General features: G+C 70.4%; 29 protein-coding genes. 8 read left to right on the top strand and 21 right to left on the bottom strand.

From position 1 onward, the window contains the following. Window positions 1-14 precede the first annotated feature (14 nt). Window positions 15-1,085, top strand: coding sequence for a hypothetical protein (locus DOE79_RS11620; RefSeq protein WP_162942721.1), 1,071 nt, complete (start codon window positions 15-17; stop codon window positions 1,083-1,085). On the opposite strand, the gene DOE79_RS11615 is transcribed toward DOE79_RS11620, so the two are convergent. The 11 genes from DOE79_RS11615 to DOE79_RS11565 all read right to left on the bottom strand — a co-directional run bounded on the left by DOE79_RS11615 (window position 1,086) and on the right by DOE79_RS11565 (window position 9,481). Beyond that, entirely contained in the window at window positions 1,086-3,062 is a 1,977-nt protein-coding gene (locus DOE79_RS11615; RefSeq protein ID WP_181445820.1) for a bifunctional copper resistance protein CopD/cytochrome c oxidase assembly protein, read from the bottom strand. 168 nt (window positions 3,063-3,230) lie between these two features. Then, entirely contained in the window at window positions 3,231-3,518 is a 288-nt protein-coding gene (locus DOE79_RS11610) for an HU family DNA-binding protein (protein ID WP_066598601.1), read from the bottom strand. A gap of 321 nt (window positions 3,519-3,839) precedes the next feature. Then, entirely contained in the window at window positions 3,840-4,145 is a 306-nt protein-coding gene (rpsN, locus tag DOE79_RS11605) for a 30S ribosomal protein S14 (protein ID WP_035835254.1), read from the bottom strand. 2 nt (window positions 4,146-4,147) lie between these two features. After that, window positions 4,148-4,315: a 50S ribosomal protein L33 gene (rpmG, locus tag DOE79_RS11600; RefSeq protein ID WP_066598602.1), complete on the bottom strand. Its 168-nt coding sequence runs from the start codon at window positions 4,313-4,315 to the stop codon at window positions 4,148-4,150. After that, window positions 4,315-4,551: a 50S ribosomal protein L28 gene (gene rpmB, locus DOE79_RS11595; protein WP_066598603.1), complete on the bottom strand. Its 237-nt coding sequence runs from the start codon at window positions 4,549-4,551 to the stop codon at window positions 4,315-4,317. Before rpmB ends, rpmG begins: the two co-directional genes overlap by 1 nt. A gap of 176 nt (window positions 4,552-4,727) precedes the next feature. Continuing rightward, a complete protein-coding gene (locus DOE79_RS11590; protein ID WP_120338612.1) occupies window positions 4,728-5,135 on the bottom strand; it encodes a Fur family transcriptional regulator in 408 nt (135 codons plus the stop codon). Further along, on the bottom strand, window positions 5,132-5,968 hold the full coding sequence (locus DOE79_RS11585) for a metal ABC transporter permease (protein ID WP_120338611.1): 837 nt from the start codon (window positions 5,966-5,968) through the stop codon (window positions 5,132-5,134). The genes DOE79_RS11590 and DOE79_RS11585 overlap by 4 nt, the downstream gene beginning before the upstream one ends. Next, window positions 5,968-6,891, bottom strand: coding sequence for a metal ABC transporter permease (locus DOE79_RS11580; protein ID WP_120338610.1), 924 nt, complete (start codon window positions 6,889-6,891; stop codon window positions 5,968-5,970). Before DOE79_RS11580 ends, DOE79_RS11585 begins: the two co-directional genes overlap by 1 nt. Next, entirely contained in the window at window positions 6,892-7,683 is a 792-nt protein-coding gene (locus tag DOE79_RS11575) for a metal ABC transporter ATP-binding protein (RefSeq protein ID WP_245976908.1), read from the bottom strand. 7 nt (window positions 7,684-7,690) lie between these two features. After that, window positions 7,691-8,710: a metal ABC transporter substrate-binding protein gene (locus DOE79_RS11570; protein WP_245976907.1), complete on the bottom strand. Its 1,020-nt coding sequence runs from the start codon at window positions 8,708-8,710 to the stop codon at window positions 7,691-7,693. 51 nt (window positions 8,711-8,761) lie between these two features. Beyond that, complete coding sequence (locus DOE79_RS11565) at window positions 8,762-9,481, bottom strand: AAA family ATPase (RefSeq protein ID WP_120338607.1); 720 nt, start codon at window positions 9,479-9,481, stop codon at window positions 8,762-8,764. Window positions 9,482-9,705: 224 nt separating this feature from the next. On the opposite strand from DOE79_RS11565, the gene DOE79_RS11560 reads away from it, so the two are divergent. After that, window positions 9,706-10,305: a GNAT family N-acetyltransferase gene (locus DOE79_RS11560; protein WP_120338606.1), complete on the top strand. Its 600-nt coding sequence runs from the start codon at window positions 9,706-9,708 to the stop codon at window positions 10,303-10,305. Between the two features lie 80 nt (window positions 10,306-10,385). Continuing rightward, entirely contained in the window at window positions 10,386-11,159 is a 774-nt protein-coding gene (locus tag DOE79_RS11555; RefSeq protein ID WP_425455646.1) for a putative protein N(5)-glutamine methyltransferase, read from the top strand. A 126-nt stretch (window positions 11,160-11,285) separates the two neighbouring features. On the opposite strand, the gene DOE79_RS11550 is transcribed toward DOE79_RS11555, so the two are convergent. Next, window positions 11,286-11,855 (bottom strand): TetR/AcrR family transcriptional regulator, encoded by a 570-nt coding sequence (locus DOE79_RS11550; protein WP_162942720.1) that lies wholly within the window; start codon window positions 11,853-11,855, stop codon window positions 11,286-11,288. A gap of 100 nt (window positions 11,856-11,955) precedes the next feature. On the opposite strand from DOE79_RS11550, the gene DOE79_RS11545 reads away from it, so the two are divergent. Then, entirely contained in the window at window positions 11,956-12,783 is an 828-nt protein-coding gene (locus DOE79_RS11545) for a CPBP family intramembrane glutamic endopeptidase (protein WP_162942719.1), read from the top strand. Window positions 12,784-12,938: 155 nt separating this feature from the next. On the opposite strand, the gene DOE79_RS11540 is transcribed toward DOE79_RS11545, so the two are convergent. From DOE79_RS11540 to DOE79_RS11525, 4 genes are read right to left on the bottom strand one after another with little or no spacing between them, the layout of a single operon-like run. Then, on the bottom strand, window positions 12,939-14,423 hold the full coding sequence (locus DOE79_RS11540; protein ID WP_120338602.1) for a dihydrolipoamide acetyltransferase family protein: 1,485 nt from the start codon (window positions 14,421-14,423) through the stop codon (window positions 12,939-12,941). 26 nt (window positions 14,424-14,449) lie between these two features. Next, window positions 14,450-15,463: an alpha-ketoacid dehydrogenase subunit beta gene (locus tag DOE79_RS11535; RefSeq protein ID WP_120338601.1), complete on the bottom strand. Its 1,014-nt coding sequence runs from the start codon at window positions 15,461-15,463 to the stop codon at window positions 14,450-14,452. After that, window positions 15,463-16,605 carry a thiamine pyrophosphate-dependent dehydrogenase E1 component subunit alpha gene (locus DOE79_RS11530; protein WP_425455722.1) on the bottom strand — a complete coding sequence of 381 codons (1,143 nt, stop codon included), beginning with the start codon at window positions 16,603-16,605 and terminating at the stop codon, window positions 15,463-15,465. Before DOE79_RS11530 ends, DOE79_RS11535 begins: the two co-directional genes overlap by 1 nt. 10 nt (window positions 16,606-16,615) lie before the next feature. Then, window positions 16,616-17,722, bottom strand: coding sequence for a histidinol-phosphate transaminase (locus tag DOE79_RS11525; protein ID WP_120338600.1), 1,107 nt, complete (start codon window positions 17,720-17,722; stop codon window positions 16,616-16,618). 115 nt (window positions 17,723-17,837) lie between these two features. Between DOE79_RS11525 and DOE79_RS11520 the strand changes: the two genes are divergently transcribed. Then, window positions 17,838-18,233 (top strand): phage holin family protein, encoded by a 396-nt coding sequence (locus DOE79_RS11520; RefSeq protein WP_120338599.1) that lies wholly within the window; start codon window positions 17,838-17,840, stop codon window positions 18,231-18,233. 16 nt (window positions 18,234-18,249) lie between these two features. Here the strand turns inward: DOE79_RS11520 and DOE79_RS11515 are convergent, their stop codons facing one another. Together DOE79_RS11515 and DOE79_RS11510 are read right to left on the bottom strand one after the other, a co-directional pair. Beyond that, on the bottom strand, window positions 18,250-19,854 hold the full coding sequence (locus DOE79_RS11515; RefSeq protein ID WP_120338598.1) for an alpha/beta hydrolase family protein: 1,605 nt from the start codon (window positions 19,852-19,854) through the stop codon (window positions 18,250-18,252). Continuing rightward, window positions 19,851-20,147 (bottom strand): hypothetical protein, encoded by a 297-nt coding sequence (locus DOE79_RS11510; RefSeq protein ID WP_120338597.1) that lies wholly within the window; start codon window positions 20,145-20,147, stop codon window positions 19,851-19,853. The genes DOE79_RS11515 and DOE79_RS11510 overlap by 4 nt, the downstream gene beginning before the upstream one ends. 126 nt (window positions 20,148-20,273) lie before the next feature. Between DOE79_RS11510 and DOE79_RS11505 the strand changes: the two genes are divergently transcribed. After that, the gene (locus DOE79_RS11505) at window positions 20,274-20,801 is read left to right on the top strand and encodes a low molecular weight protein-tyrosine-phosphatase (RefSeq protein ID WP_120340302.1); all 528 of its coding nucleotides are present in this window, start codon (window positions 20,274-20,276) and stop codon (window positions 20,799-20,801) included. After that, window positions 20,798-22,180, top strand: coding sequence for an adenylosuccinate lyase (purB, locus tag DOE79_RS11500; RefSeq protein ID WP_120338596.1), 1,383 nt, complete (start codon window positions 20,798-20,800; stop codon window positions 22,178-22,180). The genes DOE79_RS11505 and purB overlap by 4 nt, the downstream gene beginning before the upstream one ends. Here purB and DOE79_RS11495 read toward each other — a convergent pair. The 3 genes from DOE79_RS11495 to DOE79_RS11485 all read right to left on the bottom strand — a co-directional run bounded on the left by DOE79_RS11495 (window position 22,125) and on the right by DOE79_RS11485 (window position 25,948). Next, the gene (locus DOE79_RS11495) at window positions 22,125-24,953 is read right to left on the bottom strand and encodes a cation-translocating P-type ATPase (RefSeq protein ID WP_120338595.1); all 2,829 of its coding nucleotides are present in this window, start codon (window positions 24,951-24,953) and stop codon (window positions 22,125-22,127) included. The two genes, purB and DOE79_RS11495, sit on opposite strands and share 56 nt — an antisense overlap. 129 nt (window positions 24,954-25,082) lie before the next feature. Further along, a complete protein-coding gene (locus tag DOE79_RS11490) occupies window positions 25,083-25,352 on the bottom strand; it encodes a hypothetical protein (RefSeq protein ID WP_120338594.1) in 270 nt (89 codons plus the stop codon). Continuing rightward, window positions 25,349-25,948 carry a DUF308 domain-containing protein gene (locus DOE79_RS11485; RefSeq protein ID WP_120338593.1) on the bottom strand — a complete coding sequence of 200 codons (600 nt, stop codon included), beginning with the start codon at window positions 25,946-25,948 and terminating at the stop codon, window positions 25,349-25,351. Before DOE79_RS11485 ends, DOE79_RS11490 begins: the two co-directional genes overlap by 4 nt. A 142-nt stretch (window positions 25,949-26,090) precedes the next feature. Between DOE79_RS11485 and DOE79_RS20555 the strand changes: the two genes are divergently transcribed. Next, window positions 26,091-26,903: a HEAT repeat domain-containing protein gene (locus DOE79_RS20555; protein WP_220094215.1), complete on the top strand. Its 813-nt coding sequence runs from the start codon at window positions 26,091-26,093 to the stop codon at window positions 26,901-26,903. Window positions 26,904-26,924 lie beyond the last annotated feature (21 nt).

Genomic DNA, 26,924 nt, shown 5'->3' with positions numbered 1-26,924 from the left:
CGTAGGATATGGAGGTGAGCTATGGGGTCGGGGACGCGGTACCACGGGGGCGCTATCTGCGTGCCTCGATCGCCGTCTGCTTGGTGATGGTGCTCCTCGCCGCCGCCGTGGTGGCCACGATCGGCTCGCTCAACCGCGATCTGTACAGTGCCGGCGGTTTTGTGCGCCAATACCTCACCGCGCTGGCCGCCCACGACACCGACACCGCCCTGGCCCTGCCGGGCGCCGAACCCACGGATGCCGCGCTCGAGGCCGCCGGCCTGCCCCAGGACCTGCCGCGCACGCTGCTGCGCCCCTCGGTGCTGGGGTCGATCACCGACATCGAACTGGTCAGCGACGAGCCCAGCGCCGCCGCCGCCGGCGAGGCCCAGAAGAGCCAGCACACCGTCGTCTACGAGTTCAGGCTCGACGGCGCGAAGACGTCGATGGAGTTCACGGTCCAGCGCCTCGGCACCGTGGCCGGGCTGTTCAGCACCTGGGGATTCGCCGCCAGCCCCCTGGCCGTCCTGCAGGTGACGGTGTTGCACGACGCCGCGTTCACGGTGAACGGCCTCACCCTCGACACCCGGGCGCACGCCGCCGCGGATGCGCCCGCCACCTTCTCCAACCAGGCGGCCTACCTGGCCTTCGCCCCCACCGTCTACAACGTCTCCCACGACTCGGCGCTGTTGACCGCTCCGGTGCAGAGCCTGCCCGTCGTCACGTCCGGCGCCACCGACATCGCCGTGGACGCGATGCCCAACGATGCCTTCACCGAGCAGGTGCAGACCAAGCTCAACGAGTACCTCGACGACTGCGCGACCCAGCAGGTGCTGCAGCCGTCGGGCTGCCCCTTCGGGATCGAGATCGACGACAGGGTCACCTCGGCCCCGGTCTGGTCGATCGCCGAATACCCCGCGGTGGCCCTGGCCGGCGGCGACAGCTCGTTCGACATGCCGGACACCATCGGCCAGGCCCACATCGTGGTCGATGTGCAGTCCCTGTACGACGGCGACCGCAGCACCCGCGACGAGGACGTGCCGTTCACCCTCGGCATCAGCGTCACGATCCAGCCCGGCGGCGCCCTGGCCATTCAGCTGCGCTGATCAGCGGTCGTGCGCGGCCAGCCGGGCGAGGCGGTCGTTGTATTCGTTGAGTTCGGCTTCATTCGTGCGGTCGGCGTTGCGGTCGCGACGCTTGGTTTCCTTCTCGTCGCTGCGGCCCCACTGGATGGCCACGATGATGGCCAGGGCGATGGTGGGGATCTCGCCCACGCTCCAGGCGATGCCGCCGCCGGCCTGCTGATCGGCCAGGGCGCTGACGCCCCAGTCCCGGCCCATGGCGCCGTACCAGTCCGCCAGGAGCAGGCCGGTGCCGGTCATCAGCGCCAGGCCGAAGAACGCGTGGAAGGCCATGGTGCCCAGCAGCAGGAGCAGCCGGAAGGTGTACGGCAGGCGGTACGGCACCGGGTCGATGCCGATCAGCGACTGCACGAACAGGTACCCGGTGATCAGGAAGTGCACGATCATCCACTGGTGGCCGATGTGGTCGGTCGTCGCCCAGCTGAACAGCGAGGTGTAGTAGAAGACCCACAGTGAGCCGGCGAACAGCACCGCGGCCACGATGGGGTTGGAGATGACCCCGGCGAATTTGGAGTGCACGGCCAGCAGGATCCACTCGCGCGGGCCCCGGCTGCCGTCACGGCGCATCCGGATGGCGCGGGCCGCGAGCGTGACCGGAGCGCCCGGCACCAGCAGCACCGGCACCAGCATCGTCAGGGCCATGTGGGCGAGCATGTGCGTGGAGAAGAGGTACTTCTCATACACGTTGACGCCGCCGTTGGTGATGTAGAACAGCGTTATCAGCCCGGCCACCCAGAGGATGGTGCGGTGCAGGGGCCATTTGTCGCCGCGGCGACGCAGCCGCACTACGCCGGCGAGGTAGAAGAAGATGCCGAAGGCGCAGAACAACACCCAGGCGAGGTCGAAGTTCCACTCGGTGAAGTACCGGGCGAAGGTGAGTTCGGGCGGCAGCACCTCACCCGTGAGGATCTGCGCGGGCGTGGCCGTGGGGATGGCCGTTGTGACCACCTGCGCCACCGGGGTGGCGGTCCTCGCCAGGGCCGCGGCGACGCCGCTGGCCAGGCCCATGAACGCGATCTCGCCCACCACGAGCCACCAGAACCAGGGGTCGACGGTGCCGGGGACGGTGCGCATCCGGCTGAGCAGGTACCGGCGCTGCAGCACGCCGAAACCGCCCAGCACGAGCAGTACGGCCACCTTGGCCAGCACCAGGACGCCGTAGCCGGTGAGCAGTTTGTCCCAGCTGCCCACGCGCAGCTCGGCGCTGACGTACCCGGACGCGGCCACGACGACGAAGCTCACCAGCGCGAGGGTGGAGTACCGGCCCATGACCTCGCGGAGGCGCGCTGGGCTCAGCTGGCGCTGCAGCAGGATGATCGTGAGGAGGCCGCCCAACCAGACCGCGGCGAAGACCAGGTGCAGCCCGAGCGCCGTGATCGCGGCGTCGTGGCCCTCTGCGCCCGCCGAGTGACCCTGCTGGGCCATCGGCAGCAACGACAGCAGGGCCAGCACAGTGACGAAGACCAGGGCGGTCTGGTTGCGCACCGCGAAACAGAGCACGGTCACGGCCGCGGCGATCAGTGTGGTGGTGAGCCAGGCCTGCCCGATGGCGATCTGGCTGAAGAATTGGCCCACCGTGGCGCTGAACCGGTCATCCAGGCTCACGGTCACGTTGGTCACCTGCAGGAAGGTGAGGAAGCCGGTCAGTGCGGAGGCGATGGTGAGGAACGCGGCCGACGCGGCGGCCAGGTCGATCGCGGTGCCGAACTCCCGCTCCCGCGGGCTCAGGGCGAAACAGGTGAGCACCAGGGCGCCGATGGTGCCGGCCGCGCCGAGGTTGACCAGGAGCTTGGCCACAGGCAGACCCCAGCGCACGACGGCGCCCGGGTCGGCGAGGAGTTGGGCATCCGCCCCGCCGCCGTAGGCGAGTCCCGCCAGCGTCGCCACAATGGCGACCAGCAGCAGCGCTGCCGGCCCGATGATTCGAACGTAACGGGGCACCACTCCAGCTTAACCGGCGGCGGATGCCCGTCGGTCCGGTGCAGGCCGTGCCGAAACCACACGCGCGTGAAACACGCGTGGAAAACACAAGCGTGGAAAACACAAGCCTGGAAAACACAATGGGCGCCGACCGAAGTCGACGCCCAGTGGTACTACGAAGCTTGCAACCTACTTGGCGGCAGCCTTGAGCTTGCTACCAGCGGTCAGCTTGACGCGGTGGCCGGCAGCGATGGCGATCTCTTCGCCGGTCTGCGGGTTGCGACCGGTGCGAGCAGCCGTCGCGGTGCGCTCGACGCCGAGCCATCCCGGGATGGTGACCTTGCCGTCGTTAGCAACGGTGTCGGCGAGGGTTGCAAAGAAAGCGTTCAGAACGCCGTCGACAGCAGCCTGGCTCTGGCCAGAGTCTGCGGCAACCTTGGCAACGAGCTCGGTCTTGTTCAGCGACTTGTCAGCCATTGAGTGTCCTCCTCGGACCTTCGTCTGTAAAAAACAGGTATTCACGTGAAGCGGGCGACGTTGTGACAACGCCTCCGTTGGTCGGTTCGACCGCGTTGAATCTAGCATTGATCCGCGGAAATCCGCGGATTTACGGCGTTTCGGGCCGCTTTGCCCGGCTAATTGGCTGCCTTTGCGCTGTGCGCGAACCGATGCGGGCTCCCGGGCCCCCGATCAGGGTGGAGGCCGAGCGGCACGCGGCGGGTACGCAACAGGGGATGCCCGACCGGAGTCGGGCATCCCCTGAGGTGTGCCTGGATCGCTTACGCGATCAGGAGCTGGTTACCAGCTGGACTTGGTGATGCCGGGCAGCTCGCCGCGGTGCGCCATGTCGCGGAAACGTACGCGCGAGATGCCGAACTTGGAGAGGTGGCCACGGGGACGACCGTCAACCGCGTCGCGGTTGCGCAGGCGAACCGGCGAGGCGTTGCGGGGCAGCTTCTGGAGGCCCTTGCGAGCCTCTTCGCGGGACTCGTCGGTGCCGGCCGGGTCGACAAGAGCCTTCTTCAGCTCGAGGCGCTTCGCGGCGTAACGCTCAACGATGACCTTGCGCTGGTTGTTCTTGGCAATCATGCTCTTCTTCGCCATTTTTAGCGCTCCTCACGGAAGTCAACGTGCTTGCGCACTACGGGGTCGTACTTCTTGAGCACGAGTCGGTCGGGGTTGTTGCGACGGTTCTTCTTGGTCACGTAGGTGTAACCGGTTCCTGCCGTCGAACGCAGCTTGATGATCGGACGTACGTCCTGAGCCTTAGCCATTAGATTTTCTCCCCACGTGCGAGCAGGTCCTTGACAACCGACTCGATGCCGCGAGCATCAATAACCTTGATGCCCTTTGCCGAGAGGGTCAGCGTGACGTTGCGGCGAAGCGACGGCACGAAGTACTTCTTGGTCTGCACGTTCGGGTCGAAGCGACGCTTGGTGCGCCGGTGCGAGTGCGAAATGTTGTGTCCAAAGCCGGGAACGGCTCCGGTCACCTGGCAGGTTGCTGCCATGGTTTTCCTCCAATACCGAAGGGCGAATGCCCTTCCCAAGATCTCTTGTCGGCCGGTTCGCGTTGGATTCCACCCGGAAGCGGCCGGCCGAAAAGTGAATTCCGGCGGCTGATTCGATGGGAGGAAAAGACACGAACAAGCAATGCACGCACAGATATGCGCAGCAGCTACCCAGACTACGGGTTCGGGCGCACCGATGCAAGCGCGGTGCAGGCCGCGCAGAGGCCGAAGACATCTACGACGTGCGCGGCCTCGGTGAAGCCATGTTCGGCGGCCACGGCGGTGGCCCAGTTCTCGATGGCGTCCACCTCGATCTCCACAGTGAGCCCGCAGTTGCGGCAGATCAGGTGGTGGTGGTGCTCAGTGGTGGTGCAGGCCCGGTAGAGGCTCTCGCCGTCGGGCGACTGCAGGGAGTCCGCGTCGCCCTCCACGGCGAGGTCGGACAGCGCGCGGTAGACCGTGGCGAGGCCGATCGGGGATCCGGTGGCGTGCAGGGCGGCGTGCAGGCCCTGAGCGCTGACGAAGCCCTCTGCGCGACCGAGCTCGGTGCGCACGGCCTCTCGCTGCCAGGTGTTTCGCTTCATGTGTCCAACCGTAGCCCGGCCCGGGCCGGCTCGTGAACCCCGCGGCGGCGCGTGGCCAGTGCGCGGGCCCCCAGCGCGAGGAGGAAGCAGGCGGCCGCGGTGAGCGCGATGGCCGGGCCGGCGGCCACGTCCAGGGCCCGGGAGAGCAGCACGCCGGCGACGCCTGAGCCGGCGCCGATGACCGGGGCCAGCAGCGCGATGTGCGCGGCACTCTGCACCAGCAGGCGGGCCGCGGCGGCGGGGGCGGCGATCAGCGCGATGGCCAGGATGGCACCGACGGCGGGCATCACGGACACCACGGTGGCCGCGATGAGCACAAGGGTGAGCGCCTCGATGGCCCATTCCCGGTAGCCGGCCGCCCGGTACCCGGTGCGGTCGAAGGTGGAGAAGAGGATCTCCTTGCCCAGGAACACCGCCGCGAGCACGGCCACCGCCAGCACGGCGCCGGCGAGGATCACGTCCCCGTCTGTGACGGTGAGGATCGAGCCCACCAGGTAGGACTCCACGTGCACGGGCAGCGACGGGTTGAGCGCCTGCAGCAGAACCCCGAGCGCGAAGCCGGCGGTGAGCATGATCCCGGAGGCCACCTGGCTGCCCTGGCGGCGCACCCGGCCGAGCGCGGTCATGATGCCCACGATGAGGGCGCTGGCCACCGCGGCACCGAGGGGGATGCTGATGCCCAGCATCGCCGCCGCGACCGCTCCGGGGAAGGTGGCGTGGGTGAGCGCCTGGGCGAAGAACGTGCGCCGACGCAGCACCACGAGGGTGCCGACGAGGCCGCTGAGCGCGCCGATGAGCACGGCGGCGAGGAGGGCCTTCTCGAAGTAGCCCATCAGGCGCGCACCGCCTGGGGCGCTGGGTCGGCGACGGGGGCATCGTCGGCATCGTCGGCGTCGGCGGGGCGGCGCATCCGGTCGGCCAGGACCCGCACCAGCAGCACCAGGAGGTAGCCGGCCACGAGGACGAGCACGACCGTGGCACCGCTGGGCAGGTCGATGCCGGCGGTGACCGAGGCCTCGAAGCCGAGCGCCAGGCCCACCCAGGCGCACAGCGCGGCGAAGCCCGCCGCGAGCGGGAAGAGCAGCCAGAGCCGCGCGGTGATCAGCCGCGCGACGGCGCCGGGCACGATGAGCACGGCGAGCACCAGGAGGTTGCCGACGGCGCTGGAGGCGGCCACGACGACCAGGGCGATGGCGACGTTGAGCAGCAGGTCGAGCAACAGGGGCCGGTAGCCGGCCGCGGCGACGGCGGTGGGGTCGAAGGCGCGGTAGACCTGTTGCTTGAGGGTGAGGCCCACCAGGAGCAGGGCGAGCGCGCAGATCACCAGGGTCTGCGTCACCTCGGTGGGGGTGACCGTGAGCAGCCGGCCGAAGAGCAGTTGTTCGAGCTGGCCGGCGTAGTTGGTCTGCCGCGACACCACGAGGATGCCGATACTGAACATGGCGGTGAACACGATCGCGATGGCGGCGTCGCCGGAGACCGCGCGCCGGGTGATCAGGGTGAGCACCACGGCCGCCAGGACCGCGGCGATCATGGCGCCGAGGAACAGGCCGTCCCGGCCGCCCCAGACGAATCCGATGGCGATGCCGGGGAAGACAGAGTGGGTGAGCCCGTCGCTGATGAACTCGAGGCTGCGCAGGTTGACCAGCACCCCCACGATGCCGGCAACGAGGCTGAGCGCGAGCAGCACCACGAGCGCCCGCGCCATGAAGGGGAGCGAGAACGCGGTGACGAGCGGGCCGAGCAGGTCGATCATTCAGTGGCCCTCGTGGCCGGGGATGACCAGGGTGTGCTGGTCCATCTCGACGCCCACCTCGTGGAAGGTGCGCTGCACGTTCTCGAGGGTGAGCACGCTCTCGCGCGGCCCGAACGCCACCTGGGTTCCGTTGAGCAGCAGCACGCGTTCGCAGACCGCGCGGGCCAGTTCGAGGTCGTGGGTGGAGACCAGCACGGCCACGCCGTCGGCCTTGAGTCTCTCGACGGTGCCCACGAGGGCGTCTCGATTGGACTGGTCGAGCCCGTTGAACGGCTCGTCGAGCAGCAGCAGCCGGGGGCCGGCGGCCACGGCGCGGGCGAGCAGGCCACGCTGCTGCTGACCGCCGGAGAGCTCCCCGAACCGGGTCTTGGCGCGGTGCCCGAGGCCAACGGTCTCGAGGGCGGCGGCCACGGCCGCGCGGTCCTTCTTGCCGGGCAGCCGCAACCAGCCGAGTTGGCGGTAGCGGCCCATCATGACGACCTGCTCGAGTGTCACCGGGAACTCCGGGTCGAGTTCGTCGGTCTGCGGCACGTAGCCGATGCTGCCGGCCGGCGCGGTGTCCTGGCCGAGCACCTCGACGGTGCCGCTGGTGCGGTGGATCAGGCCCAGGATGCCCTTGAGCAGCGTGGACTTGCCCGAACCGTTCGGACCGATCAGGGCGATGGCCTCACCGGCATGGAGGTCGAAGTCCATGCCGGTGAGGGCGGGAGTATGCGCGTAGGCGAACGAGGCTCCGGAGACGCGGAGGGCGACCGAAGCGGGCATCCGCTGCTGAGAAGGGTTCTCGTTCACTCGTCAACTATTGCAGGTCGGCGGGCACGGCGCTGGGCGTCACGCCCCAGGATTCCAGGATCAGGCGCACGTTGTGCAGCTGGGAGGCGATGTAGGTGGCACCGTCGCTGTCCGCCGGGCCGAGGGAGTCGCCGTAGAGGGCATCCTCACCGGAGTACACCGTGACGCCGGCCTCGCTGGCGATGGTGTCGGCGGCCTTGGGGTTGATGGAGGCTTCGGAGAAGACCGCCTTGACCCCGGTGGCCTTGATCGCGGCGACGAGAGTGTCGATCTCGGCTGCGCTCGGTTCGGCGTTGTCGTCGAAGCTCGGGATGACGCTGCCGACGTAGGTGATGCCGTAGGCGGCCGTGAAGTAGCCGAACGCATCGTGGTTGCTCACGAGCAGGCGCTCGGCGGCGGGTACGGCGTCGATGTTGTCCCGGATCCAGCCGTCGAGTTCGGCGAGCTTGCCGGTGTAGGCGGTCTCGTTGGCTTCGAACGCGGCGGCGTGGGTGCTGCTGGCGGCGGCGAGACCGTCGGCGATGGTGCCGGCCATGGCCTCGGCGTTGCTCACGTCGGTCCAGATGTGCGGGTTGCCGCCGGCGTGGTCGTGCTCAGCGTCATCCGTGTGGGTCTCGGTGGCGTCTTCGCCCTCGTGGCCGGCCTCGCCGTCCTGGATGGTGATGCCCTCGTCGGAGTCGATGGTGACGCCGTCGAAGCCGGAGGCGGCGATCGCGTCGTCGAGCCACTCCTCCAGGCCGACGCCGTTGATCACGAGCACGTCGGCCTCGCCGAGCGCGGTGAGGTCGGCGACCGACGGGTCGTAACTGTGGGCGCTCTGGTTGGGCTGGATCAGCTGGGTGACGCTCACGCCGGCGGTGTCCCCGACGATGTTGCGGGTGAGGTCGGCGATCTGGGTGGTCGTGGCGACGACCTTGAGGTCACCTTCCGCCCCGGCGGAGGCCGCGGGGGTCGAGGCGGAGCAGCCGGCCAACACGAGGACGGCCGAGACGGCCAGGGCGGGGAGGAGGAGTTTGGGGGTCTTCACCTGGGAAACGGTACGCCTAATGATAATGATTGTCAAAACCATTAGGGCTGGTCACAGATGCCGCAGATACCGCTCCGGCGCATCGAGGAAGCTGGCCCAGTTGGTGACCAGATCGAGGTCCCGCCAAGCCGTCTCGCGCAAGCCCCATTCGCCCACCTCGAGGATCCGGGCGCCGGGCAGGGCCGCGAGCAGCGGCGAGTGCGTCGACATGATCACCTGGGAGCCGCCCGCGGCGAGCAGGTCCTTGAGGTGCCCGAGCAGGGCGAGGCAGCCGGAGAAGGAGAGTGCGGACTCCGGTTCGTCGAGCACCCAGAGGCCGCGGCCGCGGAACCTGTCGATGGCGAGTTCGAGGAACGATTCGCCATGCGAGATCTCGTGGAAACGCGGCTCGGGGCGACTGCCCGGATTCTGCTCGAGGTAGGTGAAGAAGCCGTGCATCGTCTCGGCGCGCAGGAAGTAGCCGTGCCGGGTGGCGCCCCCGGTGCGCACCAGGCGAAGGTGGTCGTGCAGGGCCGATTCGCTCGGCCGGGTGGAGTTGCGCGCCCCCGTGGAGCCGCCCTCCGGCGAGAGGCCCCAGGCCAGGGCGATCGCCTCCACGAGGGTGGACTTGCCGGCGCCGTTCTCGCCCACGAAGACCGTGGCCGCGCCCAGGTCGAGGCCGTCCGTCAGCAGCTGGGTCACGGGCGGCAGCGTGGCCGGCCAGACTGTCCGGTCCAGCGGATGCTGCGGATCTTCCTCGACCCGGCGCAGGGGCGTTGTCTCGAAGGCCATGCCCCATCCTCCCTCGCCGCGCGGCGATCCGCGCCCTCATCTTTCCGCTCGGGTCGCTCCCGAGATGCGCCGAACATCCCTCTCATCAGTCTTTAGGGGGGCGTTTGCGGCATCTCGGCGCAGGGGGCTCCCCGCGACTTGCGGCAAGCATCCCCCTCAGCGCCCGGCAGCGGGGTGTTTGCGGCAACTCGCGGTGGAGACGCCCCGCGCTCTACTCTGTTGCAATGAGAGCACGAGCCGCGAGGGGCGGCGGCACCTGGGCCGGGTGCCTGCCAGCGGCCGGCGGCGCCGTGCTGCGACCGTGGCGGATCGAAGACGCCGTCGACCTGCAGCGGGCGTTCGTCGTCAGCGGCGACCTCGCCGCGCAGCTCGGTGCCGTGGAGTTGTCCACCCTGGCCCGCTGCCAGACCTTCATCGCCGACAACCTCGCCACCGGCACCGTGTCGCGGCAGAACTTCGCCATCACCCTCGACGGCGTCGCGGTGGGCAACGTCGGGGTCGGCAGCATGGAGCACCGGCACGGCACCGGCTGGGTCTACTACTGGGTCTCCGCCGAGGCGCGCGGGCAGGGCCTGGCGACCCTCGCGCTGGTGTCGATCGCCGATTGGGCCTTCACCGAACAGGGGCTGCACCGGCTCGAACTGGGCCACCGCACCAACAACCCGGCGTCCTGCCGGGTCGCAACCAAGGCCGGGTTCGCCACCGAAGGCATCGAGAGGCAGAAGCTGAAGTACGGCACCGAACGCTTCGACGTCGAAACCCACGCCAGGCTCCGCACGGATGCGCCCCCGCCGCTGAGCCCGCTGCCCACGTACACGACCTAGGACGGTCCATGCCCCTCGACTCCCGCGCCGCCCCGGCACGCCCGCCGCACACCCCGGCGGGCTGACCGATGGCACGGCGCGTGGCACCTCCAGCCGAGATCGTCGACCGGCTGCGGGCCGCCGGCTGCGTGTTCGCCGAGGAGGAGGCCGGGCTCCTCGCGGCGGCGGCCGAGACCCCGGCCGAACTGGACGAGCTGGTGGCGAGGCGGGTGTCGGGTCTGCCGCTCGAACAGGTGCTCGGCTGGGCGGAGTTCTACGGGCTCCGCATCGTCCTGCGCCCCGGGGTGTTCGTGCCGCGGCGCCGCACGGGCCTGCTGGTTCGGGAGGCAGCCCGGCTGGCGCGCCCCCACAGCCTGGTGCTCGACGTCTGTTGCGGGTCCGGCGCGGTCGGTGCCGCCCTGCTCGCCGCAGACGCGTCGCTGCGGCTGTTAGCGGTCGACATCGACCCGGCCGCCACCGCCTGCGCCCGCCTGAACGTGAGCCCGCTGGGCGGTGAGGTGCTCACCGGCGACCTGTTCGGCCCGCTCCCGGCCGAACTGCGCGGCCAGTTCGACCTCGTCGTGGCCAACGCGCCCTACGTGCCCACCGAGGCGATCGAGCGGATGCCGCCGGAGGCCCGGCTGCACGAGGCCCGGGTGGCGCTGGACGGCGGGGCCGACGGCCTCGAGGTGCAGGGACGGATCGCCGCTGCCGCGCCCGAGTGGCTGGCACCCGGCGGGCATCTACTCGTGGAGACCAGTGCCGCCCAGGCGCCGCACACCGCGGCGCTCTTCACCCGGCACGGCTTGCGAGCGCGCATCCGCCGGTCGGCGGCGCTCGACGCCACCGTCGTGATCGGTACGATGCCCGCCTAAGGCTGGCGCGAACGGCGGGCGCGGGCCGCACAGTCCGGGCTGGAACGGCGCGGGTCCCGCAGCCCAGGGGCACAGTCCACCTCGTGGAATCGGACCGGAAGTCCTCAGCGCGGGGCCGCACCCGACCTACGGACCGGGCGTCAGGCCCGCCACGACGCCCTGAACCAGGGCCAGCACCGTGGCCTCGTCAACCGGGTCGTAGAGCAGCTGGCCGGCCAGCCCCGCGGCGAACGCCAGCACCGCCCGGGCCAGGTTCTCGCCATCCACGAGCGGGTGCAGTTCGCCCTCATGCCGGGCCCGGCCGGCCAGCCGAGCGAGGTTGCCGCGCAGCTCGGCGTCCCAGGCAGCCAGGGAACCCGCGAGCTCGGGGTCGAACGGCGCCCGGTCCGACACCGCCACCCCAACCAGGCAGGCACTGCGGCGGGCAGCGTCGAGGGGCAGGGTGGCCATCACGAGCTCCACCAGCCACGCGCGCAGGGTGGGCCGGCCGGGGTCGACGCTGAGCCGCACGGCTATGGACGACTGAGCGTAGGCCAATGTGGCGCGGACGAGCGCGTCCTTGGTGGGAAAGGTCTTCTGCACGGCGCCGAGCGACCAGCCCGACTCCGCGGCGACCGAGCGGAAGGTCACGGCCGGCAGGCCCCCGACGGTGACCAGGCGAAGAGCCGCGGCGGCGAGTTCGTCCGTGCGGTCCATGCTGCCCTCCCTTTGTGGGTGTTGGTGGTGCTCGACAAACCCAGAATACAGTCGTATTCTCGGAATACAAGCGTATTCACGCGCGCATCCGCCAGCGCAGATGCCTGAACACCAGGAGGACACCGTGCCCAGCCGCCCGATCACCAGCACCCATCCGGTCACGACGGTCATCCTGACCACCATCGCCCTCATCCTGTTACTGGGACTGGGTGGCACGGTGATCTACCTGACCGGCCTGCCGCTCGCGTCGCCGGTTCCGCTGGTGTTCGCGCCGATCGCCGCGGGCCTGGTGATCTGGGCGAGCGTGACCCGGCGGTGGGGGATGCTCGGGTTCGGCCGCCCGCGGGTGCGCGGCAACCGGGCGGCGTGGCGACTCGTGCTGCTTCCGCTGCTCGCGGTGTTCCTGCTGGTGCTCGTGTCGACCGGCGGCGCCGCGACGCAGACCTTGGGGGCCTGGCTCGGGCTGATCGGCTTCGTGGCCCTCGTCGCGTTCGTGGAGGAGACCCTCTTCCGGGCGGTCCTCCTTCGGCTGCTGGCCCCCAGGGGCGCCCGCGCGGCCGTGCTCGTCTCCAGCGCCGCGTTCGCCCTGGCGCACGCCGTCAATCTGCTCGGCGGCCAGGACCTGCCCAGCACCCTCGCCCAGATCGGCTTCGCCGCCGCGTACGGGCTCTTCGCGGCCTGCGCGTTCCTACGCACCGGCAGCCTCTGGCCCCTGCTGGCCTTCCACGCCCTGTTCGACCTCGCGCAGCTCAGCAGCGTGCGCCAAACACCGCCCGCGGTGGATGCCGTGATGACCGTCATCCTGCTGGCCGGCGCGGTCTGGCTCTGGGCGGGCATCCGGCGGAGCAGCACCTTGCAGAATCAGGCGACGGGTGCCGGGACCACCAGCTGGAGCACCGCACTCGGAACTACGCCGACACCGATGTGAGGCACGGTGCCGCGCCGTAAGGGTCACTGCACCTCGTATGGCTGGATGCGTCAGCTATAGCCGGTGCATTGGGCCATACGAGGTGCAGTGAGCGTTCCCGAGGGGCAGGAGCACGAGGCGGGAGGCGCCTGCCGCCCGACGGACGAGCCCGGCGGCTATTCGAGGAGCAGCGCCGGCTCTTCGATGATGCTCGCCACATCGGCCAGGAACCGGCTGGCCACATCCCCGTCGACGACGCGGTGGTCGAAGCTCGCGCCGATGGTGGTCACGAAACGCGGGCGCACCTCGCCGTCCACTACCCAGGGCTTCTGCTTGATGGTGCCCAGCGCCACGATGCCGGCCTCGCCGGCGTTGAGGATCGGGGTGCCGGTGTCCATGCCGAAGACGCCGATGTTGGTGATGGTGATGGTTCCGTTGGACATCTCGGCGGGGCTGGTCTTGCCGTCCCGAGCCGTGATGGTGAGCTTCTCGAGGGCACTGGCCAGCTCGAGCAGGCTCATATCCTGGGCTTCCTTGATGTTCGGCACGATCAGGCCGCGTGGCGTGGCCGCCGCGATGCCGAGGTTCACGTAGTGCTTGATCACGATCTCCTCGTCGGTGAAGACCGAGTTGACCGTGGGGTTACGCCGCACGGCCCAGATCATGGCCTTGGCCATGATGAGCAGCGGCGACACCTTGACGCCGGCGAAGTCGGTGGAGACCTTGAGCCGCTTGACGAACTCCATGGTGCGGGTGGCGTCGACGTCGACGAACAGGCTCACGTGCGGCGCGGTGAAGGCGCTCTTCACCATGGTCTGGGCGATGACCTTGCGCACGCCCTTGACCGGGATGTGCTCCTCGCGGTCGGTGGGCCACTCCGGGGTCTGGATGTTGCGGAACACGCTGGCCTGGGTGGCCTCGCGCAGCACGTCCTCCCGGGTGACGTCGCCGAACCGGCCGGTCGGCTCCACCTGGCTGAGGTCCACGCCGAGGTCCTTGGCCAGCTTGCGGATCGGCGGCTTGGTGATGACCGGGCCGGCCGAGCGCGGCGAGGCGGCGGGCTTGGCGGGTGCGGCGGGCGCCACGGCGGCACGCGTGGGCGGGGCGGGCGGGGCCGTGCGGGCCGGGCCGGTCGACGCGGTGTTCGTGCGCGGGCCGGAGGCGGCGGGGCCGCCCTGCGGGGGCGCGGTGGGGGCAGAGGCGAGGGCCTCGTGAGCGGCGGCGGGCACCACGTGCCGGCGGCGGCGGGTGGGCATCGACGCCGCGGCGCCCCGGCCGACCAGCACCTGCGGGGACTCCTCTGCGGGTTCCTGCGAGATGGTGCCGCCGGCATCCTGCGCGGCCGCGGCGAGTTCGTCGTCGGCCGAGGCGGCCTCCGGTGCGGCTGGCGCGTCGCTCGGGGCGTCATCGGTGGCGCCCGCCTCGGAGAGGATGGTGATGATGACCGTGCCCACATCGACCGTGGTGCCGGACTCGACGAGGATCTCACCGACCACGCCGACGTACGGCGAGGGCAGTTCGACGAGGGACTTGGCCGTTTCGATCTCGACGAGCACCTGGTTGATGGCGATGGTGTCGCCTGGGGCGACCTTCCACTCGACGATCTCGGCCTCGGTCAGGCCCTCGCCCACATCGGGGAGGGTGAATCGGGAGACGCTCATGGGGTGCCTTTCGGGCAGGGGGACGGTTAGTAGGCGAGCGAGCGGTCGACGGCTTCGAGCACCCGGTCGGGGCTGGGCAGGAAGTGCGTCTCCACCGCGGCAGGCGGGAACGGGGTGTCGAAGCCGGACACCCGCAACACCGGCGCCTCGAGCGAGTAGAACGCCCGCTCGGTGACGGTGGCGGCGATCTCGGAGCCGACGCTGACGAAGCCGGCGGCCTCCTGTGCCACGACGAGGTGGCCGGTCTTGTGCACCGACTCGAGAATCGGCGCGTAGTCGATCGGTGAGATCGAGCGCAGGTCGATGACCTCGAGGTGGATGCCCTCGGCGGCGGCCAGGTCGGCGGCCTGCAGCAGCACGCTCACCATGGCGCCGTGGCCGACGACCGTGACGCTCGTTCCGGTGCGCACCACCTTGGCGGCGTGCAACGGGGTGCCGGCGCCGGTGAAGTCCACCTCGCTCTTGGGCCAGTAGCGGCTCTTGGGCTCGAAGAAGATCACCGGGTCGTTCGAGGCGATCGCTTCGCGCATCATCCAGTACGCGTCGTGCGAGTTGGACGGGCTCACCACGCGCAGACCCGGGGTGTGCGCGAAGTACGCCTCCGGGCTCTCCTGGTGGTGTTCGATCGAGCCGATGTGGCCGCCGTAGGGGATCCGCACGACGACGGGCATGGTGACGCCGCCCTCGTGGCGATTGCGCATGCGGGCCAGCTGGCTGGTGATCTGGTCGAAGCCGGGGAAGACGAAGCCGTCGAACTGGATCTCGCAGACCGGCCGGTAGCCGCGCAGGGCCAGGCCGATGGCGGTGCCGATGATGCCGGATTCGGCCAGCGGGGTGTCGAGCACCCGCTTCTCGCCGAATTCGGCGTGCAGCCCCTCGGTGACCCGGAAGACGCCGCCGAGCGGGCCGATGTCCTCGCCCATCATGAGCACCTTGGGGTCGTCGAGCATCGCCTGGCGCAGGCCCTGGTTGAGGGCCTTGGCCATCGGCAGGTTCGCGCTCGTGGGCGCGGCCGTGGTGACAGTGTCCTGCGTGGTCATCAGGACTCACTCCCGTCGAACGAGGTTTCGTAGGCGTCGAGCCAGGCTTTCTGCTCGACCACCAGCGGATGCGGTTCGGCGTAGACGTTGTCGAAGATCACCGAGCGGTCGGGGGCGGTGATCTCGAGGGCGCGGCGGCGCACATCCGCGGCGTAGTCTGCGGCTTCTTCGTCGACGGAGTCGAGGAACTCCTGCTCAACGCCGAGGCCCTGCAGGTAGCTGCGGAAGCGCACGATCGGGTCGCGAGCGACCCAGTAGGCGAGCTCTTCCGGATCCCGGTACTTGGTGGGGTCGTCGGCCGTGGTGTGCGCGCCGACGCGGTAAGTGAGCGCCTCGATGAGCGACGGCCCGTGGCCGGCGCGGGCGTCGTCCATGGCCTTGGCAGTGACGGCGTAGCTGGCCAGCACGTCGTTGCCGTCGACCTGCACACCGGGCATGCCGAAGCCGCCGGCCCGTAGGTAGAGCGGGGAGCGGGACTGGCGGGAGACCGGCACCGAGATGGCCCAGTGGTTGTTCTGCATGAAGAACACCTGCGGGGTCTGGTAGCTGGCCGCGAAGACCAGGGCCTCGTTGGCGTCGCCCTGCGAGGAGGCGCCGTCGCCGTAGTAGACGATCACGGCCTGGTCGGTCTCGGGGTTGCCGGTCGCTGTGGAACAGTCGAGCTGCATGCCCATGGCATAGCCGGTGGCGTGCAGCGTCTGCGAGGCGAGCACGAGCGTGTAGAGGTGGAAGTTTCCGTGTTCCTCCGGCGTCCAGCCGCCGAGGGTCACGCCGCGCAGCATCCGCAGGATGTCGACCATGTCCAGGCCCCGGATCATGCCGACGACGTGCTCGCGGTAGGAGGGGAACACGTGGTCCTGCGCGCGGGTGGCGTAGGCGGAGCCGACCTGGGCGGCCTCCTGGCCGTGGCTGGGCACCCACAGGGCCAGCTGGCCCTGACGCTGCAGGTTCGCCGCTTCGGTGTCGAACTTCCGCACCACGACCATGTCGCGGTAGAACTTCCGGTAGTCGGCCTCGGTCAGCCGTTCGAAGTAGGGCAGGAATTCCGCCGCGGAATCGGACGGGGAGAAGGTCCCGTCGGCGGAGAGGAGTTGCACGGTGGGAGACGCAGCGGTGAGCACGGGTGCGTCGTTCGAGGTCACTGGCACCGTACTAACCTAGCCGCCGGGCCGGATGCCCCGTTGGTAGATCCTGCACAATCTCAGCGCTGATCCGTAGGAGTGTGGCCACAGATTCCTCCTCGCCAATCGAGACCCGGATGCCCTCCGGGTGGAAGGGCCGGACGACGAGCCCGGCATCGGTGAAACGTTCGGTGGCCGCCGCGGTGGCCTCGCCCAGCGGCAGCCAGACGAAGTTCGCCTGCGACGACGGGCTGTGCAGGCCGGCAACGGCCAGGGCCTGCTGGATGCCGTCGCGGCGCTCGGCGATGATGCCCACGCGGGCCAGCAGTTCGGCTTCGGCGTCGAGCGAGGCCAGCGCCGCCGCGGAGGCCTGGCCGGTGACGGAGAGCGGGATGGCCGTGGCGCGGGCGGCGTCGAGGATGCCGACAGGGCCGATGCCGTAGCCGACGCGGAGACCGGCGAGACCGTACGCCTTGGAGAAGGTGCGCAACACCACAAGGTTGGGGTAGCGGCCCAGCAGTGTGGTGCCGTCGACGGCGGCCGGGTCGGTGACGAATTCGGCGTATGCCTCATCGAGGATGACGAGCAGGTCGGCGGGCACCTGTCGCATGAAGGCCGCGAACTCGGCGGCCGTGACGACCACGCCGGTGGGGTTGTTCGGGCTGCAGACGATCACGACGCGGGTGCGGGGGGTGATCCTGGCGGCCATCGCCGGCAGATCGTGGCCGTGGTCGGCGCGGTTCGGCACCGTCACGCTGGTGGCGCCGGACACCGTGACGAGGCTCGGGTAGGCCTCGAAGGAGCGCCAGGAGTAAAGCACCTCGTCGCCGGGGCCGGCGGCGGCGGTGATCAGCTGGGCGAGCAGGGCCACAGAGCCGGCGCCGATGTGCACCTCGTCGGCGGAAACGCCGAAGCGGGTGGCCAGCCGCTCGCGCAGGGCGAGGGCGGAGGCATCCGGGTACCGGTTGAACGCCGAGACGGCGTTGACGGCGTCGACGACCCCGGGCAGCGGGTCGAACGGGTTCTCGTTGCTCGACAGCTTGAAGGCGGATGCGTTGGCCGCCTTGCCCTGCCGGTACGCCGGCAGCGCAACGATCTCGGGGCGCAGGCGGACTGATGGCTGGTCAGAAGGGCTCACTCGGCGAGTCTACGCCGCGACATATTCGCACTGCCGCATGCTCGACACCGCCGGGTTGGCCCGGATCGCCCGGGTCCGCTGCGAATCGCGCCGCTTCGACTGTCATAGTGGAGGTATGGGACGCTTCCTGCTCAAGCTCATCGTCAACGCCGTGGCCCTCTGGGTGACCACTCTCATCGTCGCGGGGGTGCGGGTCGATCCGTACGCGCCGGACACCACGGCCGTGGTACTGACCTATCTGTTGATCTCGCTCATTTTCGGGTTCGTCAACGGCTTCATAGGCGGTTTCGTGCGCATCGTCGCCTTCCCGCTCTACGTGCTCACGCTCGGGCTGCTCTCGTTCATCGTGAACGGCCTGCTCCTCATGCTGGTGGCCTGGTTCTCCGGCCTGCTCGGCTTCGGCCTGGTCGTCGACTCGTTCTGGTGGGGCGTGCTCGGCGCTTTCGTGCTGGGGATCTTCAGTTGGCTGTTCGGCGTGCTCGTGCGGCCGCTGAACAACTCGAGCTCCTAGGCCCAAACGACCCGGCTCAGCCGACCCGTTCGGCGTGCCAGACGGTCTGCTCGCCCGGCTTGGTGCCCACCAGACCGGCGAGGGTCTTCCGGAACGCCAGCAGCCGGGGTTCCTCCGACTCGTCGACCAGCCTGGCGGTGTCCTGGTAGGCGGTCATCTGGTGCGCCGGCAGGGTCTCATCCGCGGGCACCTGCCGGTCCGCGAACAGTTCTCGGCGCACATACAGCCGCGCGTCGTCGTCGGCCGGAGCGCCGCCGGTGGCGGGAATGATGTCGTCGGAGTGCTCGATCGCGATAGCCGGCATCCCCTCGGGCAACGTCGCCGGCACCGCCGGCGCCCCGAAGGTGACCACTCCCACCACGTTCGCGTCGCCGCGCGCCGCGAGCTCCACCGCGAGGAGGCCGCCCTGCGAGTGCGCCACGGACAGCACCGGGTCTGACGGCGCCACGCCGGCCGCCTGCATCGCCTGCAGCACCGCCGTGTAGGAGCCGGACCGCTGGTCGGCCACGGCGGTGACATTCGAGGTCGTGTCCCACGGTTCGGTGGAGCCGGTCGGGCTCCACTCCAGGGTGCCGCCGAGGTAGACGACCCACGACGGATGCGCCGCATCGCCGTAGCGCTCCACCCGCACCTGGCCGCCGTCGCCCCTGGTCGGGATCCGGTCGGCCAGGTCGGCGAACCCGGTGGGCGGCTCAGGCGCGGCCAGCGCGGCACGAGGAACGGCGACCGGCACTTGGCCGGGCGTCGTGCGCGTCCTGGCTGACCCTCCCGCCGCGGGTCCCCGCCGCGGCACGGCCAGCTGACCCATAGTCGGAACCGTCAGGGGAACCGCCCCTGCGGTCGTACCGGCCGTTGTCCCTGCGCCCGCCGACGCCCCCACCGGGGTCACCCGCACCGGTGTCTCGCGCAGCATGCCGGCCGCCCGGCCCGCCACGAGCAGCCCGAGCGCCGAGGACGCCGCGCCGAGCAGCCCGGCCCCACCGTCGCCCAACAGGGCGGCCACGGGGAACGGCACCCCCACCCGGCCGAGCGCCGCATCGTCGGCCGAGGAGGCCAGCGTGCGCACCAATGCCACCGTCAGCGGACTGGTGAGCAACTGCGGGTTCGCGCTCATCCAGTCGGTGAGCGCGGGGGGAACCACCGTCGGCGTGCGGCCGGACAGGGTGCTGGTCAGCAGCGACCCCAGAGCCAGGTACGCCAGCGGCGTGGCGGCCGACAGGGCGATCAGCGGTCCCAGCGCGCCCAGCGCGTAGCCGAGCCAGGAGCCCGTGATCCGCAGCATCGCCGCCAGGCCGCCCTCGAGGCGGCCGTAGTCCTCGGCGGTCGCGGCCAACGCGTCGGCCAGGGTGCGGCTGCGCTCGGCGACGTCGTCGATCGCCGCCAGCGCCCCGAAGACGCAGGCCCCCAGGTCGTTCGGCCGCCAGCCTGGCGCCGGACCCACGCCGAGCGCCGATACCCGCGCGAGCCCGTCGTGCCAGCCTTCGGCGTCTTCCTGCACGATCCGCAGCATCGCCATCTCGGCGAAGACCACATCGGTGGCCACCAGGCTGCTGCCGCCGCCGGAGATGATGAGATCGCCGTTGAGGTCGCCGGGACCGGCGTGATCGTCCGATCCCGTCACAGCGACGCCTTCACCCGGGCGATGGCCTCGTCCACGGCCCACAACGCGTCGTCCAGGGCCCGCCAGGCGCCCTGTAGCCTGCCGGCCAGCTCGGCCAGACGGCCCTCGAATGCCCGCTGCGCCGGCGACCGCCAGCCGGAAACGGCCGGTCGGGCGGTCAATCGGCGCCCCGTGGCCTCCACGCCGTCGCGCACCTGCCGCACGAGCCGGCGCTGTTCGCGCAACCGCGCCAACGCCTCCGCCGCCGGCTCGCCGTGCATGTCCGGCAGGATGCTGTCACCCGCACCGCTCATCACACCTCCTCGTCGAGCCCCAGACTGTGCCACCCTGAAGGGCACTGTCGGGTTGGGAGCGGGAACCGGGAGAAGTCGCCGGGCCGGGCGGGTGTGGAGGAGGGGAATGTGGAACACAATGGACTCATGAATTTCGCCGCGCTCAGTCCAGATGAGGCGACGCCGTTCCGAATCATCTTCGTCTGCACCGGAAACATCTGCCGGTCTCCCATGGCCGAGGTGATGCTGCGCGACCTGGTGAACCGGTCCGGCCTCGGCCGCCTCATCACGACAAGTTCGGCGGGCACCGGGGACTGGCACGTGGGCGAGCAGGCGGACACCCGGGCCATCGCGGCGATGGCCAAACGCGGCTACGACGGCAGCCACCACAGGGCCCGGCAGTTCGACGCCGGCTGGTTCGACGACCTCGACCTCGTGGTGGTGCTGGACCGCTCGCAGGAACGCATCCTGCGCAACTGGGCGCCCACCGAACGGGACCGCAACAAGGTGCGCCTGCTGCTCAGCTTCGACCGGGACCAGGCCGCCCTGCGGGATGTGCCCGACCCGTACTATTCCGACGATGCACTGTTTGACTCCGTTTTAGGCATGATTGAGAGAGCAAATATCGCGCTGTTCGCGCAGCTCGCACCCGCAATCAGACAGGGAGTCCGATGAGTCCACTACCCCCGCAGGTCCTCAGTCCACTAGACGGCCGTTACCGCGCCGCCGTCACCGAACTGGGCGAGCACCTGTCAGAGGCCGGACTCAACCGGGCACGGGTCAAGGTCGAGGTGGAGTGGCTGATCACCCTCACCGATCGCAGCCTGTTCGGCTCGGTCCCGCTCAGCGCCGAGCAGAAGAGCGGACTCCGCGCCCTGGTCACCGACTTCGGCCAGGCCGAGATCGATGAGCTCGCCGCCCTGGAGGCCGTGACCCGGCACGACGTGAAGGCCGTGGAGTACCTGGTGCGCCGCCGCCTGGTTCCGCTGGGCCTCGAGTCGATCAGCGAACTCACCCACTTCGCCGCGACCAGCGAGGACATCAACAACCTCGCCTACGCCCTCACGGTCGCGGAAGCCGTGCGCGAGGTGTGGCTGCCCAAGCTGCGCGCGCTCATCGGAGCGCTCCGCGGCCTGGCCGCCGACTACCGGGCCGACGCCATGCTCGCCCGCACTCACGGCCAGCCGGCCACACCCACCACCATGGGCAAGGAACTGGCGGTGTTCGTCTACCGGCTCGAGCGCATCCAGAAGCAGGTCGAGGCCAACGAGTACCTCGGAAAGTTCAGCGGCGCCACCGGCACCTTCGCCGCACACGTCGCCGCCGACCCCGATGTGGACTGGCCCGCGGTGTCGCGCGAGTTCGTCGAGGGTCTCGGCCTGGGCTGGAACCCGCTCACCACCCAGATCGAGTCGCACGACTGGCAGGCCGAGCTGTACGGCAAGGTGTCCCACGCCAACCGGGTGCTGCACAACCTCGCCACTGACATCTGGACCTACATCTCGATCGGCTACTTCCGCCAGGTGCCGCAGGCCGGCGCCACCGGCTCGTCGACCATGCCGCACAAGATCAACCCGATCCGGTTCGAGAACGCCGAGGCGAACCTCGAACTCTCCAGCGCCATCCTGGACTCGCTGGCCGCCACCCTGGTGACCTCCCGGCTGCAGCGCGACCTCACCGACTCCACCACCCAGCGCAACATCGGCGTCGGCTTCGGCCATTCGCTGCTCGCGCTGGACAACCTGCTGCGCGGGCTCGGCGAGATCGACCTGGACCGGGACCTGCTCGCGCACGACCTGGACACCAACTGGGAGATCCTCGGCGAGGCCATCCAGACCGTCATCCGTGCCGAGGTCAGCGCCGGACGCTCCTCGATCGCCGACCCTTACGCCTTGCTCAAGGAACTCACCCGAGGCAAGCGCATCAACCGCGCCGACCTGGTGGCGTTCGTGCAGGAGCTCGAGATCGGCGACGCCGCCAAGGAGCGCCTGCTCGGGCTCACCCCGGCCGGCTATGTCGGCCTGGCCGACTCGCTGGTCGACTACCTGGGCTGATCCCCGGCCGCGCCGGTTCGGGCTGAACCGGCGCGGCCCCTCCCTGAGGGGTGCGCGCGGCCCTGCGGCGGGCCCGGCGCCGGCCGATCAGCTTGTTCAGTTCGACGAGCAGGAAGATCACCAGCGCCAGGCCCAGCGTGTACGCCCACTCGCGCAGCCCGATGGCGGTGGAGCTGAACCACAGGTTCATCAGCGGGGTGTAGACGAAGAGCAGCTGCAGCGCGAGCATCGCGCCCACCGAGATCCAGACGGTGGGATTGCCGCGCAGCACCGCCGGTGTGAGGCTCGACGCGCGCAAGAACCGCGAGTTGAACAGGAACGCCAGCTGGCTGAGCACCATCATGGTGACCGCCGTCGTCTGCGCCTCGGCGCGGGCCTGGCCGATCGCCCGCTCGAAGAAGAACACCCCGATGGTCGCGGCGGTGATCAGCGTCGACACCCAGAGCAGCCGGCCGAGGTACTCAGAGTCGAGCACCGATCCTCCCGGCGGGCGCGGCCGGCGCAGCATGATGCCCGGTTCGGCCGGCTCGGTGGCCAGCGCCAGCGACAGGGTGACGGCGGTGATCAGGTTCACCCAGAGGATCTGGGTGGGCTGCAGCGGCAGAGCGAATCCGAACAGCACAGCCAGCAGCACCACCAGGGATTGCGCCGCCGTGGTGGGCAGGATGAAGATGATCGACTTCTGCAGGTTGTCCCGGATACGCCGGCCTTCTTCCACGGCCGCCTGGATGGTCGCGAAGTCATCGTCTGCCAGCACGATGTCGGCCGCTTCCTTGGTGGCCTCCGTGCCCTTGATGCCCATGGCCACGCCCACGTCGGCACGCCGGAGGGCCGGGGCGTCGTTGACCCCGTCGCCGGTCATCGCCACGACCTCCCCGCGCGATTGCAGGGCACGCACGATGCGCAGCTTGTGCTCGGGGCTGGTGCGGGCGAAGACATCCACGCTCTGCACCACCCGGGCCAGCTGGTCCTGGGAGAGCTTCTGCAGGTGGCTGCCGGTGAGCACCCGGGCCTCGCCGCCGACCAGGCCCATCTCGCGGGCGATCGCCACGGCCGTGCCGTGGTGGTCGCCGGTGATCATCTTCACCCGGATCCCGGCGGCGTGCATGACCGAGATCGCGGTGATCGCCTCGGACCGCGGTGGGTCGACGATGCCGACCAGGCCCAGGAAGAGCAGGCCATCGTCGATGTCACCCCGGTGCAGGGTGGTCAGGCCGGCGGGCGCATCCGCGATCGCGGCGCCGAGCACGCGCAGACCCGAGCCGCTGAGCTCGTCGGTCTGCTGTTCCCACAGCGCCACGTCGAGCGGTTCGGGCAGTCCTGACGCGTCGAGCTGCCGGCTGCAGCGCTCCAGCAGCCGCGCGGGTGCGCCCTTGAGCAGGATGCGGCCCGGCCCGTCGCGGTGCCGGTCGAGGGTGGCCATGAACTTGTTTGCGGACTCGAAGGGGATCGCCGCCAGCCGCTCGTACCCGGAGGTGTCGAAGCGGGCCTTGAGCGCCAGGGTGCGGAGCGCGCCCTCGGTGGGTTCGCCGACGACCCGCCAGACGCCGTCGACGGCGGCGACCCTGGCGTCGTTGCACACCGCCATCACCTCCACGAGCCGGCTCAGGTCGGCATGGTCGGCGGCCGTCACCGGCCGCCCGGCCCGCAGGACGGCGCCGGCGGGGTCGTAGCCGGAGCCGCTCAGCTCGTATCGGGCGGATCCCGTCACCACGGTGCGCACGGTCATCTCGTTGCGGGTGAGGGTGCCCGTCTTGTCGGTGCACACCGTGGTCACCGAGCCGAGGGTCTCCACCGCCGTGAGCCTGCGCACGATGGCGTTCTCGGCGGCCATCTGCCGCACGCCGAGGGCCAGCGTGATCGTCACGAGCGCCGGCAGCCCTTCGGGCACGGCCGCGACGGCGAAGCCGATGGTGGCAGCGAACAGGTCGGCGAAGCCGCGGTCGTGCACGAGGCGTCCGATCACGAGCATCAGCCCCGAGACCGCCAGGATCAGCAGTGAGACCCGGGTGCTGAAGGCGTCCAGCTGGCGGGTGAGCGGGGTGGCCAGGTCTTCGGTGTCGCTGACCAGGGTCTGGATGCGGCCGATCTCGGTGTGCGAGCCGGTGGCAGTGACCACGCCCACGCCGCTGCCCGCCGCCACGATGGTGCCGGAGAAGAGCATGCAGTGCCGGTCACCGAGGCCCGCGTCCTTGGCGACCGCGGCGACGTGCTTGGCGGTGGGAACGGACTCGCCGGTCAGGGCGGACTCGTCGACCCGGAGGGTGCTGGCCTCGATCAACCGTACGTCGGCAGGCACCTTGTCGCCGGACTTCACCCGCACGACGTCGCCGGGCACCAGGGTGCCGGCATCGGCGTTCACCCAGTGGCCGTCCCGCCGGGTCTTCGCGTTCAGCGACAGCATCCGCCGGATGCCGTCGAGCGCCTTCTCCGCGCGGCCCTCCTGCAGGAAGCCGATCACGGCGTTGATCACGGCGACGGCCACGATCACAGCGGCGTCGATCCAGTCGCCGAACACCACGGTGAGCACGGCCGAGCCGAGCAGTACGTAGATGAGCACGTCGTTGAAGTGGCCGAGGAAGCGCAGCACCGGGTTCTTCTTCGCCACCCGGGGCAGCGCATTCGCGCCCACCCGCAGCAGCCGGACGGTCGCCTCGGCCGCGCTCAGGCCGTGCCGGCTGGTCTGCAGGGCAGCGCAGACGGCTTCGGGGCTGGAGGCGTGCGGTTCCGCCGACGCGGCCGGTCCCGGGCCGGGGTCTTCCGTCGGCTCCATCGGCCCACGGGTACTCACGGCTGCCCCTTCCAGGGCCGCAACATCGGTTCGCGACCACGATGCGCCGATTAAAGCACCGAACCCCCACCGGCGGGTGGGGGTTCGGGGGCGGTGCCGGGAGAAACGGGGCTAGTGGCCCGGCCCCTTGCTTCCCTTGTTCTGCTCGTCGAGGTCGTCCTTCTCGGCCGGGGTGGGCTTCATGCCGAGCGCGAGCATGGCGATGACGACGAGGGCCACGATGAACGTGATGCCCAGCGCGATCGAGGACAGCACCAGGTTGCGGGTGGCCAGCAGGATCGTCAGGCCCACGAAGAGCGCCATGACAGCGGAGATGCCCACGAGCTCGACGGGCTTGAGGATTTCGGACCTGGTGGGCTTGTGCGGGGTGTTCTGGGTCACTGGGTGTCCGAATCTGTGGAGGAGTGGGCCAGGCCGCGCTGCGCATCCGTGTGCGCCCACGACAGGGAAAGACCCGCGATGACGAGGTAGACGCCGACGATGACCAGGTAGGCGCCGAACAGCCCCACCGAGACGACCGCGTGCGGCGGGAGGAGCAGGAAGGCCAGCGACAGCACGGCGGTGAACACACCGACGACCAGCCAGTCCCGCGTGACCGGTCCGCGACCGCGCACCCGGATGCCCGTGTAGAGCTCCAGGACTCCGGTGACGGCCGCCCAGACCGTGACCAGGTAGAGGAAGAAGCCCAGCCCGCCGGCGTGCAGGGCCAGGGCCAGGGCTCCGGCGACGACGCCCACGGCGCCCTGCACCACGAAGAGCGTGCGGTCGCGGGGGTCGAGCACGGTGCGCCAGCTGAGCAGGGCGGTGACCAGGCCCGTCGCCAGGGCGAAGGCGCCGAAGACGAGCAGGCCGAATTGGGCGGAATGGTCGGCGTTGAACGTGATCACGGCCGCCGGCACGAACGCCACCACGGCGCGCGCGATGGGTACGGTCCAGTACCGGGTGCCGATGACGGCTGCTGCCGGGGCGTTCGCCACGCGGGGACCTCTTTCGTCGCAGGGAGTCCGTCCAGTCTACGCGGCGCACCCGGGCCCGGTCGGTGCCGCCGGCACCCGCGGCCCGGCCAGGCGTTGCGCCAGGGCAGCGGGGAGACTACGGTCGGCGAAATAGGGGGTCATCATGGGCGATCCAGGCACACCGGCCAGAGCTGCGGCCAACGCGGCACCGGGCACCGCCGCGCGCCCGGACCCGGCCGACCACCTCGCGACGCTGACCGAGATGTTCGCCCGCGATCCGGATGCCGTTCCCGGCTACCTGAGCAGCCGGTCCGGGTTGCCGGGTCCGCGTGCCAACCTGCCGCTCGCCGACGCCTTCGCCGCCGCCGCGCCCGCCGACCTGATCTGGAGCCTGGCCGATTCGGCCGACGAGTACCTCGCTTTTTGCGGCACGGAGGGACTCGGCCGGCTGGCCCTTGACCCCGCCGACCGCCCCGGCGCCCTCGCCGCCCTTCGTCGTGCCGCCGCCGACGAACGCTGGCGGGTGCGGGAAGGTGCGGCCAGGGCCCTGCAACTGGTCGGTGACGCCGACCCGGAGGTAATGCGCGGGATTGTCGACGAGTGGTCGAACGCGGCGGATGCCTGGCTCGCGCGCGCCGCCGTGGCCGCGATCTGTGAACCACGGCTGCTGCACACCGGCCCGGCCCAGGAGCTGGCGCTGCGCACCTGCGACCGGGCCACCGCCCTGCTGCTCGGCAGCGGGCCGATCGTGACCGACCCGGTCAGAGCCCGGGAGGCGCACCGGGTGCTGCGTCAGGCGCTCGGCTACGGCTGGAGCGTGGCCATCGCGGCCAGCCCCGAGGAGGGCCTCGCCGCGTTCCGCACGCTCTCCGCCAGCGAGAACCCGGATGCCCGGTGGATCGTGCGCTCCAACCTCACCAAGGCCCGGCTGCGCACGGTGCTCGCCGAACACAACCTCTGGGGCGCCCTGGGCTGATCGCCCTGAGCGTGACGTGCC

Source organism: Cryobacterium soli (assembly GCF_003611035.1).
Taxonomy (GTDB): Bacteria; Actinomycetota; Actinomycetes; order Actinomycetales; family Microbacteriaceae; genus Cryobacterium; species Cryobacterium soli.
The sequence above is the reverse complement of the archived record's forward strand: the minus strand, read 5'-3'. Positions and strand labels throughout refer to the sequence as shown.